Genomic DNA, 17,473 nt, shown 5'->3' with positions numbered 1-17,473 from the left:
GATTCGGATAATGGCTTGCAGGATAACGGCAGATATTGGCGGGATATCGTCGGTGAGATCCCTCTGATAGGATGCGCCAGAGGTGAGTCGATCACTTTCGTATCGCGATCCAAATAAGCCGATAATCGTGCTCGAAGGGTGTGCTCAATGCGCGGTCTCGGTGTGGCTGTCAGCTTGGCGATCAACGCGGCCAGTGGGCTGCTTTTCGTTTATCTCCAGAGCACTTGGACTGATCCGAATCCCGACGGTTTCAGGCCGCATATTTTCTGGCTCTTCAACGCTCTGGTTGCCGCGTCCGTGGTGGCGGCAGGGGTGTTCCTGGCCTGGCACGTGCGGTTGGTCCGCGCCACGCGCGAGGCGGCCATCTGTGCGCGCGCCCATTCCGCGGTCGCCCTGGCGGTGGGGTTCTGGATTCCCGGATCTGGTCGTGGGCGGGTCGGTCGATTGTTCAATGCGCTCCGGCACGGCTTGTTGCAGTGCAATGGTCACGGAAGGTTTCCGAGTCATCACGCTGCCGACGATGTCATTTTGACGGGCTGGTGGGCGGTGGGGGTCCTCCTGCTCGCGTGGAGTTCTGGCCTGGCCGTTTTCCCAGCCGTTTTTGTCGGGGGTGCGTGGGCGGATGCGATACTCGCGGGGCTGGTGGCCGTCGGAGTCGTGCTTGCCTCCGTGAACGTGCTGCGAATCAGTTGGGGGCTGGCTGGGGCGAGAGTGGCGCGAAGTGCGGGATATGCGGGATGAGGTTCTTTTGAGGGTTGGATGCACCCGTTGGATGCGACCTGGCAGCGCCTCGGACGTGCTCATGTGGATGAGAATCGGTATCGGTGATTCACGCGTCAGGTGAGTTCGATGGGTTTCGCGCGTTGGATGCGGCCCAGGGCGAGGGCGGTCAGGGCCAGGCCGGAGATCGCGCCGGCGCAGAGGACGGACGCGGTTGACGGGTCCACGACGGTGATGCCGGTCAGGGCCAACGCCGAGACGGCGATGGCCACGGCGACGTAAGCCCAGGTTGCCAGGCGTACCAGGCGAAGGCGGAGGTCTTCCGTGGGCACGGCGCGGGCGACGAACCAGGACAGGGCCGGCAGGAGCAGGACGCCGTGCATGAAGACGGCGTGGGCCGGTTTGAGGGTGGTGGCCACCGTGTAGGCGAGCTGCTGGTTGCCTGTCACGACCTCGACGACTCCGCGGGCGATCATGACCGCGCCGAAGGCCATAGCAACCAGTAACGTGGCGAAGCCCGCGCGGACGGCCAGGCGGTGGCTGGGGGTGAGGTCGGGGTTGGGACGGAACGCGGCGATCGTCATGGTGATCGCGATGGCGATCAGGACGCCTCCGCCCGCCGCCAGGGTGCGTGCGATGGCCGTGTCGACGGCGGTCTCCATGTTGAAATGGGAGGGGACGCCTCTCCACGCCTGTACGGTGATCAGCGCCACCTCCACCGTGGACGCCAGGGCGAAGGCGCCGACGAGGATGGCGCGGCCGCGCACGCGTACGGACTGAGCCACCCAGGTCAGCGTCAGGACGCTCAGGCCGAACGACACGCCGAACGTGAACGGCTTGCGCCACGACACGGCCCCCTCCCAAGGCCCGCCGCCCACGACGAGGACGCCCAGGTGGACGAGGCCCGCCAGCACCAGCAGGACTCCGATGAGATACCAGAGGCGGTTCATGCGGTCATGTTGGCAGGTGGGGTGGGGGGAAGGCGTCAGCCTGAGGTTTGGATCGCGAATACGACCGTGGTTGTAGTGGGCCGAGATCGGCCGGTGACCGTCTCGTGCGCCGCCCCGGCCCGTCTTGGATTCTGAACACGATCAGTACATGAGCGTGATGGCTTGAGGAACGCCGGGGCGGCGGTAAAAGGAGGTCGCCGCAGGGACAAGCCGGGGCGGTCCGGTGCATGCTTCGGCCCGGATTCCCACCCGACTCATGTCACGTTCGACGCCCGTACGGCCAGGTCGGACGTTGTTTCAGCGTCATGGCGTGAGTTTGAGGGTGTGCGTGGCGGCCTTCTTGATCGACTCCTGTTTGGTGTGCATCGGCAGCAGGCTGCCCTTCGCCCACGCCTCGGACTGATCCCAGTAGTTGTCGTGGAAGGCGTGCCCGGAGGCGCCCGTCAGGTTGATCCACTGGGACTTGTCCGTGTCCGAGAGGTCGGCGATCATGCGCATCGACGGTACGGCGTTGATCCCGTACCCCCTCTGAACGTTCCAGCCGGTGGCGTTCACCGCGTCCTTGCTCCCCGGCACCGCGAGCGGCCCCCGGTTGAACAGGGCCTCCACCGGTCCGATGCCCGACGTCCCCAGTGAGCCGTTGACCAGCTCCAACTGGTGCAGGTCCCCCCAACGCCATGCCTTGACGTCGTCCCCGAGCCGTTCCGCCAGCTCCTGGTGCGCCGAGGCCATCGCCTGGCGGAGGATGTCGTCGCGGGTCTCCTTGCGGTTCTTCGTGGTCACGTCATCCCAGAAGGGGTCGTCAGGAAGGGTGAGCAGCCGCCTGACGACCTCGTACCAGCGGTCCCCGCCACTGGGCCAGGCGGCCTGCGGCAACTCGTCGTGGAAGGTCAGCGCGAGCAGCTGACGCCACACCGCGTTGAAGTAGGCGGCGGGGGCGGAGTCGAGGCCCTGCGTGCCGTCCCATGTCTTCAGCAGTTCCCTGGCCCGCGTGCTCGGCCCGGCCAGGTCCACCCCCATCAGCGCGGGAACGAGCGTCTCCGCGAAGCCGTTGCGGGTGTCCTGCTGGATCCGGGACATGGTCGTCGCGTCGATCGGCCCCTTCTCGATCGCGGCCCTGAGGAGGTCGCGGATGCGTTCTGAACGGTAGCCGTGCGCCCAGTCCTTGGTCAGCAGCGGCCGGTAGCGTTCGGGGTCGATGACGGCGTTGTTGGCCGTGACGATGAACCCCTCCGCCGGATCCTCCACCGAGGGCAGTTGGTCGTAGGGGATGGGGGCGAGATTCCAGTCGTACTCGCCCGTCCAGCCCGGCACCGGGTACGTGCCGTCGCCCTTCTCGCGTACGGGGATGCGACCGGGCGCCTGGTATCCGATCTTGCCCGTGGTGTCGGCATAAACCAGGTTCTGGGCTGGTACGTCGAACAGCGCCGCCGCGGCCTTGAACTCCTGCCAGTCAGCCGCCTTGTTCAGCGCGAACACGGCGTCGGCCGTCCTGCCGGGCGTCAGCGCGGTCCACTGCAGGGCCACCGCGTTCGCCTCGCCGCTGGGCTTGGCGTCCTCGATGACCTCGTTGATCAGCGGGCCGTGCCGCGTGCTCTTGACGGTGAGCGTGACCGTGGCGCCCCCGGCCACCTTGATCTGCTCCTGCCTGGTCTCCAGCTTCACCTGCTCGCCCTTGTACAGGTACGTGTCCCCCTCCACCTGCTCAAGGAAGAGGTCGGCCACGTCGGGCCCCAGGTTCGTGAAGCCCCACGAGATCTTGTCCGTCGCTCCGATGATCACGCCGGGGAAGCCGGAGAAGGTGAACCCCGTGACGTCGTACCCGCAATCTTCCGTGATCTTCCGGCAGTGCAACCCCGCCTGGTACCAGATGGACGGCAGCTGCGGGGACAGGTGCGGGTCGTTGGCGAGCAGCGGCTTGCCGCTGGCGGTGTGCTCGCCGGAGACCACCCACGAGTTCGATCCGATGCCGTCGCGGTCGTCGGTGCCCATGGTGTTCGGGATGGCGTCCAGCGTCCTGGCCGCCTGCGTGAGCGCCCTTTCGCCCCTGCCGGGGCCCAGCCTCGGCGCGGCGCGCTGGTCGAAGCGGTTCTGGTCGATCGCGCCCTCGGTGACGATCGGGGCGTGGCGGTCGTACGGGTAGCCGGGGTAGAGCTGGTCGACCCGCTCCTTGGGGAGCTTGGTGAGGGAGAGGGCGCGGTCGATCTCGTCCCCCATGTTGGAACGCAGGTCCCACGCCATCGCCTTCAACCAGGACAGGGAGTCGACGGCGGTCCACGGCTCCGGCCGGTAGTCGCCGTTCTGGAGCTTGAGGATGGAGTATTCGAGGCTGCGGTCGGAGGCCCGCTGGTTGGCGCTGAGCCAGGCGTTCACGCCCTTGGCGTACGCGTCCAGGTAGTCCTTGGTCTCCTGGGCCAGCTCGGGCAGCTCCTGCTCCGCGACCTTGCGCCAGCCCATGGTTCTGAGCGCTTTGTCGTTGGAGAGGGTGGTCTTGCCGAACAGCTCCGAGAGGCGTCCCGCGGTGGTGTGGCGGCGGACGTCCATCTCGTAGAAGCGGTCCTGGGCGTGGACGAAGCCTTGGGCCATGAAGAGGTCTTTGGCGGTGTCAGCATAGATGTGCGGGATTCCGGATTTATCACGATAAATCTCCACGTTCCCGCTCAATCCGGGCAGTCGTAGCGATCCGTCCACCTGCGGGAACGACTTCCGCACCGTGTAGACGACGACTCCTGTCAGCACGAGGGCCAGTGCGAGGACAACGGTCAACACCCGAGCGAACCACCGCAACGGCCACGGCATCCACGCATAGGGCCTCACCGACACCTCCACCGCCTAAATCTCGCATTACGCCCGCAACGGCAACTAAGTCTGGCAGCCCGCGATCACTCCTCCGGACGCCTTCAGCAGCTTGGGAGGGGACTTGGAGGAATGTGATCACGGGCGAGAACGACGACCTCGCCCAGGTCCTTCATAGGCCGTATTGGGATGGGGGAGGGGTTTGCCGCCAGGTCCCGGATTGCCACGCGGTGGGGCGTCCTTGGCGACGTCACGGGGACGGGTGCATGCGGCGCCCTACTGCCAGGATTGTCCCTCGGCGGTGTCCGACACCCGGACCCCCATCTCGGCCAGCTCGTCCCTGAGCCGGTCCGCGGCCGTCCAGTCCTCGGCCTCGCGCGCCCGTGCCCGCGCCTCCAGCAGTTCCCCGGCCCCGGCCGGCAGCACCCGGGCCTTTCCGATGTCCGTGGACAGATCCAGCCCCAGAACCTGATCCACATGAAGGAACGTCTCGAACTTGGCGCCGGGCGCCACGCCGTCGTCCCGTTCGAGTTCGCGCAGGACACGCAGGGCGGACGGCGTGTCGAGGTCGTCGTCGAAGGCCGCTTCCACCCGTTTGACGTAGTCGAGGGCCATGGGCGCGCTGGGCGACTCCGACCACTCGGCCACCCGGGTCCGCCAGCGCCGCACCGTGCGGTCGGCGGCGCGCAGGGTGTCCCAGGTCAGGTTCATCTGCTGGCGGTAGCGGTGTTCGAGGAAGGCCATCCGTACCGCCAGCGGGTCGAGACCGGCCGAGGTCACGTCGGACAGCAGCACCACGTTCCCCGTGGACTTGGCCATCTTGCGCCCGTCGAACAGCAGGTGTTCCCCGTGCACCCAGTGCCGCACCACCTCGTGGCCCGCGGCGGCGTCGGACTGGGCGCGTTCGTCCTCGTGGTGGGGGAAGCGCAGGTCGATGCCGCCGGTGTGGAGCTCGAAGCGCGACCCGAGGAAGCGCAGCGACATGGCCGAGCACTCCACGTGCCACCCGGGGAAGCCCTGTCCCCAGGGGGCGTCCCAGCTCAGCTCGCCGGTACCGGGCTTCCACAGGGCCCAGTCGGCGTGGAAACGTTTACGTGGGTCGACGGCGTCGATGCGATGGGCAGGCTTCAGAGAATCCAGGCGATTTCCAGAAATTTCGCCATAAGTCGGAAATGTGCGTACGTCGAAGTACACCGACCCATCCGGAACCGTGTACGCGTTCCCCTGCTCGACCAGCTTGGCGATCAGCTCGATCATCAGGTCGATGTGCTCGCTCGCCCGAGGCATGTGCTCCGGCGGCCGCAGATTGAGCGCGGCGGTGTCGCGGACGAAGGCGTCCTCGTAGAACCGCGCCAGCTCCGCCACGGACCGCCCCTCGGCCCGCGCCTGGGCGAGCACCTTGTCCTCACCGCCGTCGTCGGCCAGGTGGCCCACGTCGGTGATGTTCTGGCAGACCAGCATGCGCGTCCGCCGCCGCTCCAGCACCCGCCTGGTCAAGTCGGACAGCAGGTAGGTACGGAGATTGCCCACGTGCGCGTAGCGGTAGACCGTCGGCCCACACACGTACATCCGAAGTGCCCGCCCGGCGGCGATCTCCTCGACCTGCCTGGCGCGCGTGTCGTAGATCCGCAACATCTCCCGATCCTAGCCCGAGGGGCGGTCACCGCCGGGGAGGCCGGGGCCGCCCCCGGGATATCCCGAAGCAGGGACGGAGGACGTCCCGGTGGTGGCGGGCCATCCTGGTTCGCCATCGTGATCACCATGATGAAGACGAAGCAGTCGCGCGGTAGGACCAGTTGGCTGATCATAGGTGCGGTGGTCACGGCTCTGGCCGAGCCGCCCCTGGCGGGACCGGCTCTGGCGGCGGACGCCGGCCGGGACACGGGACTGACCTGGCGGGACTGCGCGGGTCAGGGCGCGCTCACGGGCATGCGGTGCGCCGGGATCGAGGTGCCCGTCGACTGGGCCGCGCCGGACGGCCCGAAGATCAAGCTGGACCTGGCCCGGCTCCCGGCCACCGAGCCCGCGCGCCGGATCGGCAGCGTGATGGGCATGCCCGGCGGTCCGGGGGCCGACGGGATCGAGGATCTGAAGCGCGCCGCGCCCGGCCTCACCGAACTGCGGCGCAGGTTCGACATCGTCGCCTACGACTCTCGCGCCAGGGTGTGGCTGAATCAGGTGCCGCCATCCTGCATGCAGTCGGCGACAACACTGCGCGACCCCCGTAACCGCAAGGAGTACACGGCCCAGGCCACGGTGATGACCAAGGCCTTCAACGCCTGCCAGAAAGCGGACAAGACGGGTCTGTTCGCCCACTTGGACTCCCTGTCGGTGGCCAGGGACCTGGAGGCGGTTCGCGCGGCCCTGGGCGAGGACCGGCTGAGCTTCATGGCCAACTCCTACGGAGGAGTGACTGCCGCCGCCTATGCCCGGCTGTTCCCGCAGCGCATCCGCGCCATGTACGTCGACGGGGTGGTCAATCAGGTCCTCGGGTGGCCCGACCAGGCCCTGCGGACGCTGCCCGGCAGGGAACGGGTGTTCTCGAAGTTTACTACTTGGTGTGCGGCCACCCCCGCCTGCGCGCTGCACGGACAGGACGCCGCGGCCGTCTGGCGCAAGCTCACCCGGGACGCCGACCGCAAGCCGATCCCGGTCACCTCATCCGAGCTCGGCAAGGGCGAGCTCACCGGATGGCAACTGCGGAACTTGGGCTTCATGAACGACCCGGGACCGGACAACTCGCTGTGGCTGGCCTTCGCCGAGTCGGTGAACAAGGCCAGGCGCGGGGACGGGTCCGGGTTCGCCGATTTCATCCTCGGCAACTCGCGAGTCTGGGCCATGCCCGGAGTCCTGGCGATGAGCTGCGGGGACGACCGCGGGTACACCGGCTACGCCCAGCTCCAGAAGTTTCGCGCCCAGGCGCGCGAGCTCTCGCCGAACTTCGGGGGAGCACCCTCGCAGGACGCGCTGGGATGCGCCGGCTGGCCGCTGAAGGTCGTCAACCCGTCCCGCCCGCTGCCGACCCGCGGCCTGCCGCCGGTCCTAGGGGTCGGCAGCACGTGGGGCGACTACGCGTGGACCGACACCTTCACCAAGATGATCCCCGGGTCGGTGACCGTCGCCTATGACGCGCCCGGCCATGCGTTGTACCTGCTGGGGAAGAAGTGCCCGATCGCGCACGCCACCGCATATCTGACCGACCTGACCCTGCCCAAGCCGGGCACCACCTGCCCGGCAGAGAACTAGGCGCCCAGGAAGCCCAGGATGTCCCTGTCGCCGCGCTCCCGCAGCCGCGCCAGCACCTCCTCGCTCGAGGCCACTTCGGACAGCCCGATCCTGGCCCCGATCAGCCGCAGCCCCTCCAGTTCGGAGTTCACCGGAGCGGTGTAGCCGAGCAGGTACAGCGCCCGGTTCACGGGCGGCATCCCGGCGGGCGCGGCGGGCAGGTAGCGGGTCAGCAGCTCGCCTGCGTCCGAAACGGTCAGGAACACGTGGTCGCCGTCGTTCGCCTTGAAATCGGCGAGTATGTTCCTGATCGACCCCATGGTGGGCTGGTTGTGCCAACTGATCACCACGTCGCCGGACGGCGTCGAGGCGGTGAGCTGCCCGCCCGGCGCCATCCCCAGGTACGCCGCGAACCCCGTGGGCAGCGGCGACCCGGAGCCGCGCAGGTGCTCGGCGTTGATGTCCACCCGGTGCCACCAGCGCCCGTCGCGGGAGCGGAAGCTGCGGCGGGTCTCCGACACGTCCTTGCGCGGCTGGTACGGCTCGGCCTCCCCGCTCGGCGAGGTGCCCGCCACCCTGATCCAGCCCCGTTGGGTCCGTTCGAACCCCGGCCCGCCGGAGTAGGCCCGCACCGAGCTCTCGCTCACGTCGTAGCGGGAGGTCAGGTTCGTCACGATCGTGCTCACCGAGGCCTCGCCGCCGGCCCGCTCGATCTCCCTGGCGATCATCTCCCTGATCCCCAGGTACTCGTCGCCACCCCACCTGGTCAGGCCGTACTTGTTCCTGTCGAGCCGCAGGAAGCGGTCGTCGGCGGTGAGCTGGTTGCGGATGCCGACCAGGCTGTAGTCCTCGCCGATGCGTTCCTGGATCTCCTCGGGTGACAGCGGCGAGCCCGCCACCGCCAGCACCGCCTCGGCCTTCTCGTTGATGCTGCGCGGCCACGGCACCACGTGCGTGCCCAGCACGCGGAGCTGCGGCACGGCCAGGATCCACCGCTCGGCGACGTCCTCGCGCACGCCGAGCTGGGCGACCATGGTCACCGCCTCGCCGAGCGGGCGCGGTCCGTCGGCGAAGAGCTGGCGGGTCTTCTCCCTCAGCTCGTCGGCCCCGCCCGCGACGAGCCAGCCGTCGGACTGCTCGTAGCCGGTCAGCAGCGTCCGCACGAACCGCCACGCGGGAATTCCCAGCGAACGCAGGTCGGCGCCGTGCCACGGCACGGCCGCCTGCAGGTCGTCGGCGGGCACCGCGGAGCCCAGCCGGCCGCGCAGCCAGGTGACGTGCGCGGCCAGGGCGCCCGCCTCGGGCTTGCCGAGCCAGGCTTCCACGTGGTCGCGCAGGTCGCGTTCGATCTGCCTGATCCGCTCGCGCGTCACCGAGAAGCGCTGCGCCAGCTCGTCCAGCGTGGCGCGCTGCGTCGCGTACAGCCGGTCGCGCGCGATGGCCCGCTGCCGCTCGTCCATCGCGCCGAACAGCTCGTCGATCAGCTCGGGCAGCGGCCTGTCCGGTCTGGACGGGGCGGGCGCGGCCTCCGGCGCGGGTTCGAGCAGCCGCTCGAAGACGCCGATGAACAGCTTCTGCACCACGTCCTTGCCGAGCGTCTCCGGCGTCTTCTCCGACTCCGCGGGGTCGGAGAAACGCAGGAGCGGCAGGACGTCGCCCAGCATCAGATGGCCCCAGCAGGCCACGGTGAGGTCGGCCAGGTGGCCTGCCACCGTCTGCGCGCCGACGATGGCGCACGCGCGGTCGAGGGGAATCGCCTGCCACCAGGCCTCGGGCAACTGTGGCTCCTCCACGATCGGCGCGATCTGACCAGGGGAGGTCCAGCGCAGGGGGGGAGCGAGGTCGCTCAGGCTGAGGTTCATTGAGGTCCAACCGGCAATGGGAAAATTCCGCAGTTCAGACTATGTGATCAGAGTGACAAAAATGGGCTGCCTCTTCCGGAATGGGAGATATAGAGCATCGCACGCGCCCTGGTGCAGGCGACGAACAGTATGCTCCGTTCGCGTTGCAGGGCACGAGCCCGTGCGTGCGGATCCTCGGGCGGCGGTTCGGGCACCACGCCCTCCGCCACGCCGACGAGCGCCACCCGCTCGAACTCCAGCCCCTTGAGCTGCTGAAACGTTGAGGTCCGCACGTCCAGGCCGCTCAACGCCGCCCTGGCCGCACGGACGAACCGCTGGTTGCGGGCGGCGACGGCGATCTCGCCCGCCGGGACGTCGTCCGCCAGCCACGACTCGACCGTGCTGCGCAGCCCGGCCAGTTCCGCCTCCGGCGTGTCGTACTCCCTGACCGTCGGCCGCTCGCCGTTGTGCGTCGAGTGGAAGCCGTACATGTCGGTCATGCCCTTGACCAGACCGGCTGCGGGGCCGCCGCGCAGCCGTACCACGAAGGACAGCATCTCCTGCGACAGGCGGTAAGAGAGCCTGAGCGTGTGCTGGCTGGTGGGGATGCCGAGCGCGCCGAGCGCCACCCGCGTGTCGGTGATCCGCTGGTGCGGATCGCCCACGATGAACAGATCGTCGTGCGCGTGCGGCACCGCCGCCCGCAGCAGCCGCCACTGCGCCGGGCTGATGTCCTGCGCCTCGTCCACGACGATGTGACGGTACGGCTTGCGCCCCGGCTCCACGTCGTCGAGCAGGTCACCCGTCGTGAGGGACAGCAGCCGCAACGCGTCGTCGGTCAACTCGGCCAGCGACCGCGCCCCCGGGCCCACCAGCGTCGGACGGCGGCCCTCCGCGTCGGTCACGATCCGCATCGCCAGGCGTTCCGCGTTGACGACCTCGACCCGCTTGCGCAGCACGTCGTCCTGGATGAGCAGATCCAGCCGCGCGGACAGATCCTCGGCCAGCCCCTGCGAGAACGTCACGAGCAGCACAGGACCGGAACCGCGCTCGGCCAGGTGGGCCGCCCGGTACAGGGCCGTGATCGTCTTGCCGGTGCCGGCCCCGCCCAGCACCAGCACAGGGCGCTCGTAGCGGACGGCCCTGGCCAGCCGGTGCTGCGGCGGATGCGGGAACGTGCACCAGCCAGGCGCCTCCAGCACCCGGTCCAGCGCCACCTTGTCGGCCACGAACACCGCGCGGTCGGGGCTGCGCCGCAACGCCGCGTACAGGTCGTCGGGGTTGAACGGCCCCGTCTCCTCCTCGGAGGCGCGCCAGCCGTCCAGCTCCCGCCACGCCTCCGCCAGCGTGCCGCCGCGGGCCAGCACGGCGAGCGGGACATGCTGGGTGGGCGGCAGCAGAGGTTCGAGCGCGGCCACGTCGGCCTCGGTCGTGATCAGCCGGAACAGCGGCAGCGCGCGCACGTCGATGCCGAGCGCGATCAGGTCGCCGTCGCAGATCGCCTCGAACAGGCCCTGCGACCTGACCGACCGGCGTAACGCGGGCTCGACGCGCTCCAGAGACTCGGCGTCCCACTCCTCGACGACGCCGATCACCGGGTTGACGCCGAACCTGTGGCGCTGGGCGTACGTCCAGGCGTCCGGGTCGGGCAGGACCGTCCGCAACCAGAACACGTCCCGCTGCCGCACCACCACCCCGCGGTGCCCGTCCGCCAGGCGCAGCGTGGCGACCCTGGGATCGCGGCCGCCCCGCACCTTCTCCGGGTGCGGAGCGCCCGACACGTTCAGCAGGAACCGGCGCAGCGCGACCACGGCGTCCCTGCGCACCGGCTGGGCCAGTGCGCTGAGCTCCCCGGGAAACTCAGGGCCGATCGCGAGCCGCGGCACCGGGGCTCAGTCCAAGAGTTCGAGCAGGTCGCGGTCACCGCGTTCGCGGAGCCTGTTGAGCAGGTCGGGCAGGTTGACCGGTCCCGTCATCCCTATCCGGGTGGCGATCACCCGGGCGGCCTGATCTCGGGTGCCTCCCGGAGCCGTGTAGCCGACCAGGCGCAACGCCTTGGTGATCTTCTCGGCCCCCTGGGCGGCGACCGGGAGATGCCTGGCGCGCAGCACGCCCTCGTCCGACAGGGTCAGGAACAGGTGGCCGCCCTCCCGGGCGCCGACGTCCACGAGGAGGCGTTCGATGGACTCGAGCACCGGCCTGCCGTGCCACGTCATGGTCAGCTCGCCCGCGGCGCTCCTGACAGCCCTGCCCTCACCGGGCGACAGGCCCAGGTACGAGGCGAACCCCGTCGGCAGCGCGCACTCGCCGCCCGCCAGTTGCTCGGCGGTCACGTCGATGCGCAGCCACCACCGGCCGTCCGGCTGCCTGAAGCAGCGACTGGTCTGGGAGACGTCCTTCAGCGGCTGGTAGCCCTGCGGCTCCTCGGAACCGCCGTTCGCCTCGTGCGCCGGAGGCTCGGACGGCGTGAACGCCTGGAACTGCGGGGGACCGGGCGGCGGGGGCGGGGGCCCCGGCAGCGGGCCGAACGCCGACTGCGGCTGAGCTTGGGGCGGGGGCGAGGGCTGGAGGGTCGCCAGGACGAACTGCCAGGCGGGCACCTCCAGGGCGCGGATCTCCACGTTGTGCCAGTCGGCCGCGCCTATGAGCTGATCCTTGGGGACCGCCGGGCCCAGCTTCCTGCCCAACTCGTCCAGGTGGGCGCGGTACGGGGCCGCCTCGTCGCTGGCCAGCCACTCCTCCAGGCGGGCGCGCAGCTCGTCCTCGGTGGCGGAGATCTCGGCCGGGGGGACGGCGAACAGCTTGGCGAGCTGGTCCACGGCGGAGGGCTCGTCGGTGAAGACGCGGTTCTGGGCCACGGCCCAGCTCTTGTCGTCCAGACCGGCGAACGCGGCCTCGATGAGGTCGGTGAGCTGGTGGTCCTGGGACGCGGAGTCACCGGCGGACGCGGCCACCGGCTCCTGCTGCTCAGCAGGCTCGTCGTGCTCTTCCTGGACCTGCTGATCCTCGGCCTGCTGGGCGGCGTGCTCCGCGTCAGGGGCCTCCGCGCCGCGATCCGCTTCAGCGTGCTGCGCCTCGGCGTCCGCCGCTTCGGCGTGTTCCCCTTCAGCACGTTCCGCTTCGGGAACCCCCGCGTCGGCGTGCTCCGCTTCGGGAACGCCCACTTCGGCGTGCTCGGCTTCTGCCGGCTCGGCCTCGGCGTCCGCCCCTCTGACTTCTGGAGCCTCGGCGTCCGCCCCTTCGACTTCTGGGACCTCGGCGACCTGCTCGGCGTCCACGTGGTCCGCTTCGGCCGGTTCGTCGAGGCCCTCGGCCTTCAGCGCCGCCTCTTCTGCCGCCGCCTTCGGTGCGGCCTTCTCGGCGGCGTCCGGCACGGACTCGGGCTCGTGGGTCTCCTCCACGGCGTCGGCGTTCAGGACCGGCGCGGCTTCCTCGGGCGCCTCGCCTTCGTCGGCGGGTTCAGCCGCACGCTCCGCCGCGACCGCCTCTTGGACGGGCTCCTCAGCCGCCGGGGCGGGCTCGGGCTCGCGACGGACGGGCTCAGCCTCGGCGGCGACGCGCGGGTGCGCGCCTACGACGGGTTCGGCGGCGGCCTCCTGGTGCGGCGGGTGCGAAAGACGTACCAGGACTGCGGCGAACAGCGTGTTGAGCACCGGCCGAGCCTGAATGAAGGGCTGGTCCACCAGCTCCCTGCCGGTCAGCGCGAGCAGCCCCGCCCACGACCCGGCACGGTCGAGCGCGATCGCGACGGCGGGCTCGTCGGCCTCCTCGGGATCGAGCACGTGCAGCGCCGGCAGGACGTCGCCCACCGACGCGGCGGGCCAGTGCTCCAGGGCGATCTCCGTCAGCAGCTCGCCCAGCGACTCGGGGCCGATCGTCGCCAGGACGCGCGGCATGGGCAGGCTGCGCCACCACGCATCCGGCAGATCCGGCTGCCCGGTGAGTAGCGTGATCGTGGACGCGTCGCTCCACCTCAACGGTGGTACGAGGTCGCTCAGGCAGAAGTTCATCCCGTTCCGTTCACCAGCCCCTCACGCCGCCGCAGCGGTGCAGCCATAATCTCGCCGCCCACGGAACAGACCATAGTCCGGCAAATCAGCCCTACGCATCATGCACGACGCATCAACGCCGGACTGCGGCAAAGCGTAGACGCACGTAGTCGGCCATCCAGCCAGTCTCCCTGCGAAGTGCCGGCGCGGCCAACTCGTTCACCCGCCTCAGCAGGGGTTGCACGATCTCCGCGGGCAGCCCTTCGAGCACCGAGGCCGCGAACATGCGCACCCAGTCGGCGGCCCCGCCGGGGCACTCGTCGAGGGGGGTCGGCCGGTCGAAGTATTCGAGCAGCCGGACCACGAAGCCTTCCTGCTCAAGACGCCTGGCGTACTCGGCGGGCGTGGGGAAGTACCACGGCAGCTCCGGCTCGCGCAGGCCGTGCTCGCGCCAGGCGGTCAGCATCGCGGCGGTCAGCTCCGCGCAGTTGCCCGCGCCGCCCATCTCGGCGACGAAGCGCCCGCCGGGCTTGAGCGCTTCGCGCACGTTGGCGATCACGGTGCTGGGCTCGCGGCTCATCCAGTGCAGGGCCGCGTTGGAGAAGACCGCGTCGTAGGGGTTGACGATGTTGAAGTCGTGCCCGTCGCCGACGATGAAGTTGATCCCGGGGTACTGCGCCAGCGCCTTCTCGATCATCGCGGACGAGCCGTCGATGCCGAGGACTTCCGCGCCCCTGAAGGCGACCTGGGCGGTCAGCACCCCGGTGCCGCAGCCGAGGTCGAGCACGCGCTCTCCAGGGCGCGGATCCAGCAGGTCGACCAGCGGCGCGCCCTGCGTGGAGACGTAGCCGAAGCTGCTGTCGTAGGCACGACTGTTCCACCGCTCCAAGCTCGGTGTGTCGTATCGCAAGACGATCAGCTCTCATTCGTCAGACATCGGGCCCCCGTGGCCGTGCTGTCCGTTCACTTTAGAGCCTGAACGTCCCTACGACATATCAAGTCACATCGGACTCATCCCACACTCTTCGTCCATTCCTGCTTCAGGTACGCCTTCGCCGCGTCTGCCTGCGGAATCGTCAGCAGCACCGGCGGGCCGGGCGCCTTGGGCATTTTCGCGGCCTGCTCGGCGTCGAGCGTGCCCTTCATGAGCATGGCCTCGCCGCGCGCCGGCCGGGCGTACCCCTTCTGGAGCAGGTTCTGGCCCTCGTCGGAGAACACGAACTCCTGCCAGAGCCTGGCCGCGGCCGGGTGCGGGGCCGCCTTGTTGATCGCCTGCACGTGGTAGCCGCCGAGCGGGGTCTCGCGGGGGATCGCCACCTTCCACGCGTCGGGGTGCTGGGCGCCGCGGGCGGCGTTCAGGTGGTCCCAGGCCACGATCGTGTTGGCCTTGGCCGGCTCGGTGAACCGGCCGGCCTGCTTGAGCTTGGCGAACAGCTCGACCCCCTGCTCGGGACGCGGCACGCCCGAGCGCATGGAGGCGGCCATCACGCCGTCGAACGCCCCCGCGGAACGCAGCGGGTCGCCGTCGAGCGCGACGCGGTAGCCGGGTTGGAGCAGGTCGGCGAAGGAGGCCGGCGCTTTGACCTCGCGCGGGTCGTACCCGATGGACATGTAGCCGCCGTAGGCGGCGTACCAGGCGCCGGCCGGGTCCTTGACGTCGTCGGGAAGGTCCTGCCAGCCCTGCACCTTGTACGGGGCGAAGCGGTCGGCCCCGTAGACGGCCATGTCCATGGTCAGGTCGAACACGTCGGGCTTGAGCTGCGTGGCGACGTCGAGTTCGCGCTTGCTGCTGGCGCCCGGTTCGAGCTCGTTGACCTTGAGCCCGTACTTGTCGGCGAAGGTGTCGATGACCTCGCCGTAGTTGACCCACTGGCGGGGCAGCGCGATCACGTTGAGCGCGCCTTCGTGTTTGGCGGCCTCGACGAGCCGGTCCATCGTGCCGAACCCGGCCCGCAGCGACGCGGCCCCGGTGTTGATCGGCGGCAGGTCCTTGGCGGCCTGGGTCGCGGTGGACTCCGTGGACGACGCGCCGCATCCGGCGCTGGCGATGATGGCTGCTGCGGCGGCGCAGGTACGTACAGTCACGGAATGAATACTTACTGTTACATCCGCCCAGGTCGAGGAGGCGCGGCCGGAACGACTTTGGCGGCGACCAGGCTCTCCTCCCGGATCTCCACCACTGTGCCGTCCCTTTTCTGAATTTTGAGAAGACCGTCCTCCCACGACACGAGGATGCCGACCGTGTCGCGAAAGCCTTCAGGAACGCGCCTGCGGGTGGTGATGCGTGCGCCTATGTCCTGACTTGTGATGGCGACAACCAGGCGTCCGGCCATGAGTTTGCCACCCTCCGTTTCGGCCAGCAGGCAAGCACGGCAATACTAGGGCGTAGCAAACCGCGGTCAGACTCATGCCATGGTGCGGAGAAGAAGGAGCTCGAGGTGACCTACGTCATCGCGCAGCCTTGCGTGGACGTCCTGGACAAGGCGTGCATCGAGGAGTGCCCCGTCGATTGCATCTACGAGGGCGAGCGCATGCTTTACATCCACCCCGACGAGTGCGTGGACTGCGGCGCGTGTGAGCCTGTATGCCCCGTCGAGGCGATTTTCTACGAAGATGACCTTCCTGAGCAGTGGAAGGACTTCTACAAGGCGAACGTTGAGTTCTTCGAGGAACTCGGCTCGCCTGGTGGCGCCTCGAAGGTGGGCAAGATAGACAAGGACCACCCGGTGGTGTCCGTCCTGCCTCCGCAGGGCGAAGACCACTAGCGCGTCCTGCCACGCCGCGCACGGGGGGCATCCAGGCCGGATGCGCCCCGTACGCCCGGCGTGCGCCCGCGCCCGGCACGGCTGATGCGAAACCCTGGAGAACTGTGAACACCCTGCCTGATTTCCCCTGGGACCGGCTTGAGCCGTACAAGGAACGCGCGCTGGCACACCCCGACGGCATCGTCGACCTCTCGGTCGGAACGCCCGTCGACCCCGTGCCGCAGGTCGTCCAGGACGCGCTGACGCAGGCGGCCAACAGCCCCGGCTACCCCTTGACCCACGGCACCGCGGCGCTGCGGGAGGCGGCGGCGGGGTGGCTGGGGCGCAGGCACGGCGTCACCGTCGACCAGCGGGACGTGCTCCCGCTGATCGGCTCCAAGGAGTTCGTCGCGTGGCTGCCCACCTACCTGGGCGCCAAGCGCGTGATCTTCCCCGAGCTGGCCTATCCCACCTACGACGTGGGCGCCAGGCTGGCCGGGGCGGTGGGCACGGCCTCCGACAGCACACTGGCGGCCGGCCCCGAGCGCGTCGACCTCATCTGGGTCAATTCTCCCGGCAACCCGACGGGCCGGGTGCTGCCCGCCGACCACCTGCGCAAGGTGGTGGCCTGGGCGCGCGAACGCGGCACGATCGTGGCCTCCGACGAGTGCTACATCGAGCTCGGCTGGGAAGAGCGGCCGATCTCGATCCTCCACCCCGATGTCTGCGGCGGCTCCCACGAGGGGCTGCTCGCGGTCCACTCGCTCTCCAAGCGCTCCAACCTGGCCGGTTACAGGGCCGGGTTCGTGACGGGCGACCCCGCCCTGGTCAAGCGGCTGCTGGAGATCCGCAAGCACGCGGGCATGCTCATGCCCCAGCCCGTACAGGCGGCCATGACGGTCGCGCTCGGCGACGACGAGCACGCCGACCGGCAGCGGGAGCGCTACGCCGCCCGCCGTGCCGCGCTGCGTCCCGCGCTGGAGAAGGCGGGATGGGCCATCGACCACTCGACGGCCGGGCTGTACTTCTGGGCGTCGAACGGGCAGGGCACCTGGGATCAGGTAAGCAAGCTCTCCGAAATCGGGATTTTGGTCGCGCCGGGCGAGTTCTACGGATCAGCAGGTGGGCAGCACATCCGCATCGCGGTTACCGCCACTGATGAGCGGATCGATGCGGCGGTGCGCCGCCTCCAGTAGGATCGCCGCTCA

At 69.5% G+C, this 17,473-nt stretch carries 13 protein-coding genes; 4 read left to right on the top strand and 9 right to left on the bottom strand.

Annotated elements, in window-relative coordinates:
- The first annotated feature begins 147 nt into the window (after nt 1–147).
- The gene (locus tag ACFOY2_RS33895; protein WP_379532185.1) at nt 148–741 is read left to right on the top strand and encodes a hypothetical protein; all 594 of its coding nucleotides are present in this window, start codon (nt 148–150) and stop codon (nt 739–741) included.
- A 95-nt stretch (nt 742–836) separates the two neighbouring features.
- Here the strand turns inward: ACFOY2_RS33895 and ACFOY2_RS33890 are convergent, their stop codons facing one another.
- From ACFOY2_RS33890 to cysS, 3 genes are all read right to left on the bottom strand, one after another.
- Nucleotides 837–1,670: a hypothetical protein gene (locus tag ACFOY2_RS33890; protein ID WP_379532184.1), complete on the bottom strand. Its 834-nt coding sequence runs from the start codon at nt 1,668–1,670 to the stop codon at nt 837–839.
- A gap of 303 nt (nt 1,671–1,973) precedes the next feature.
- Entirely contained in the window at nt 1,974–4,469 is a 2,496-nt protein-coding gene (locus ACFOY2_RS33885) for a penicillin acylase family protein (protein WP_379532245.1), read from the bottom strand.
- A 273-nt stretch (nt 4,470–4,742) separates the two neighbouring features.
- The gene (cysS, locus tag ACFOY2_RS33880) at nt 4,743–6,101 is read right to left on the bottom strand and encodes a cysteine--tRNA ligase (protein WP_379532183.1); all 1,359 of its coding nucleotides are present in this window, start codon (nt 6,099–6,101) and stop codon (nt 4,743–4,745) included.
- Nucleotides 6,102–6,227: 126 nt separating this feature from the next.
- Here cysS and ACFOY2_RS33875 point away from each other — a divergent pair, with 126 nt between their 5' ends.
- Nucleotides 6,228–7,712 (top strand): alpha/beta fold hydrolase, encoded by a 1,485-nt coding sequence (locus ACFOY2_RS33875; protein WP_379532182.1) that lies wholly within the window; start codon nt 6,228–6,230, stop codon nt 7,710–7,712.
- On the opposite strand, the gene ACFOY2_RS33870 is transcribed toward ACFOY2_RS33875, so the two are convergent.
- From ACFOY2_RS33870 to ACFOY2_RS33845, 6 genes are all read right to left on the bottom strand, one after another.
- On the bottom strand, nt 7,709–9,553 hold the full coding sequence (locus ACFOY2_RS33870) for a sigma factor-like helix-turn-helix DNA-binding protein (RefSeq protein ID WP_379532181.1): 1,845 nt from the start codon (nt 9,551–9,553) through the stop codon (nt 7,709–7,711). The genes ACFOY2_RS33875 and ACFOY2_RS33870 overlap by 4 nt on opposite strands.
- Nucleotides 9,554–9,600: 47 nt before the next feature.
- Nucleotides 9,601–11,418 carry a UvrD-helicase domain-containing protein gene (locus tag ACFOY2_RS33865; protein ID WP_379532180.1) on the bottom strand — a complete coding sequence of 606 codons (1,818 nt, stop codon included), beginning with the start codon at nt 11,416–11,418 and terminating at the stop codon, nt 9,601–9,603.
- Nucleotides 11,419–11,424: 6 nt separating this feature from the next.
- Nucleotides 11,425–13,542: a hypothetical protein gene (locus tag ACFOY2_RS33860; RefSeq protein ID WP_379532179.1), complete on the bottom strand. Its 2,118-nt coding sequence runs from the start codon at nt 13,540–13,542 to the stop codon at nt 11,425–11,427.
- 112 nt (nt 13,543–13,654) lie between these two features.
- Entirely contained in the window at nt 13,655–14,431 is a 777-nt protein-coding gene (locus ACFOY2_RS33855; protein WP_379532178.1) for a class I SAM-dependent methyltransferase, read from the bottom strand.
- 101 nt (nt 14,432–14,532) lie between these two features.
- Nucleotides 14,533–15,606, bottom strand: a complete 1,074-nt coding sequence (locus tag ACFOY2_RS33850) for an ABC transporter substrate-binding protein (RefSeq protein ID WP_379532177.1) — start codon at nt 15,604–15,606, stop codon at nt 14,533–14,535.
- A gap of 17 nt (nt 15,607–15,623) precedes the next feature.
- On the bottom strand, nt 15,624–15,854 hold the full coding sequence (locus tag ACFOY2_RS33845) for a putative acetyltransferase (RefSeq protein WP_379532176.1): 231 nt from the start codon (nt 15,852–15,854) through the stop codon (nt 15,624–15,626).
- 105 nt (nt 15,855–15,959) lie between these two features.
- Between ACFOY2_RS33845 and fdxA the strand changes: the two genes are divergently transcribed.
- Together fdxA and dapC are read left to right on the top strand one after the other, a co-directional pair.
- Entirely contained in the window at nt 15,960–16,286 is a 327-nt protein-coding gene (gene fdxA / locus ACFOY2_RS33840) for a ferredoxin (RefSeq protein ID WP_127936365.1), read from the top strand.
- Nucleotides 16,287–16,390: 104 nt separating this feature from the next.
- Complete coding sequence (gene dapC, locus ACFOY2_RS33835; protein ID WP_379532175.1) at nt 16,391–17,461, top strand: succinyldiaminopimelate transaminase; 1,071 nt, start codon at nt 16,391–16,393, stop codon at nt 17,459–17,461.
- Nucleotides 17,462–17,473 lie beyond the last annotated feature (12 nt).

Origin of the sequence: Nonomuraea purpurea (assembly GCF_042650645.1) — a bacterium.
GTDB lineage: Bacteria > Actinomycetota > Actinomycetes > Streptosporangiales > Streptosporangiaceae > Nonomuraea > Nonomuraea purpurea.
This window is presented reverse-complemented; position numbering and strand designations above follow the sequence as displayed.

What these genes read in the sequence shown, in the direction of transcription:
- ACFOY2_RS33895 (WP_379532185.1), top strand. Translation starts at nt 148, where the DNA reads ATGCGCGGTCTCGGTGTGGCTGTCAGCTTGGCGATCAACGCGGCCAGT.
- ACFOY2_RS33890 (WP_379532184.1), bottom strand. Translation starts at nt 1,670, where the DNA reads ATGAACCGCCTCTGGTATCTCATCGGAGTCCTGCTGGTGCTGGCGGGC.
- ACFOY2_RS33885 (WP_379532245.1), bottom strand. Translation starts at nt 4,469, where the DNA reads ATGCCGTGGCCGTTGCGGTGGTTCGCTCGGGTGTTGACCGTTGTCCTC.
- cysS (WP_379532183.1), bottom strand. Translation starts at nt 6,101, where the DNA reads ATGTTGCGGATCTACGACACGCGCGCCAGGCAGGTCGAGGAGATCGCC.
- ACFOY2_RS33875 (WP_379532182.1), top strand. Translation starts at nt 6,228, where the DNA reads ATGATGAAGACGAAGCAGTCGCGCGGTAGGACCAGTTGGCTGATCATA.
- ACFOY2_RS33870 (WP_379532181.1), bottom strand. Translation starts at nt 9,553, where the DNA reads ATGAACCTCAGCCTGAGCGACCTCGCTCCCCCCCTGCGCTGGACCTCC.
- ACFOY2_RS33860 (WP_379532179.1), bottom strand. Translation starts at nt 13,542, where the DNA reads ATGAACTTCTGCCTGAGCGACCTCGTACCACCGTTGAGGTGGAGCGAC.
- ACFOY2_RS33845 (WP_379532176.1), bottom strand. Translation starts at nt 15,854, where the DNA reads ATGGCCGGACGCCTGGTTGTCGCCATCACAAGTCAGGACATAGGCGCA.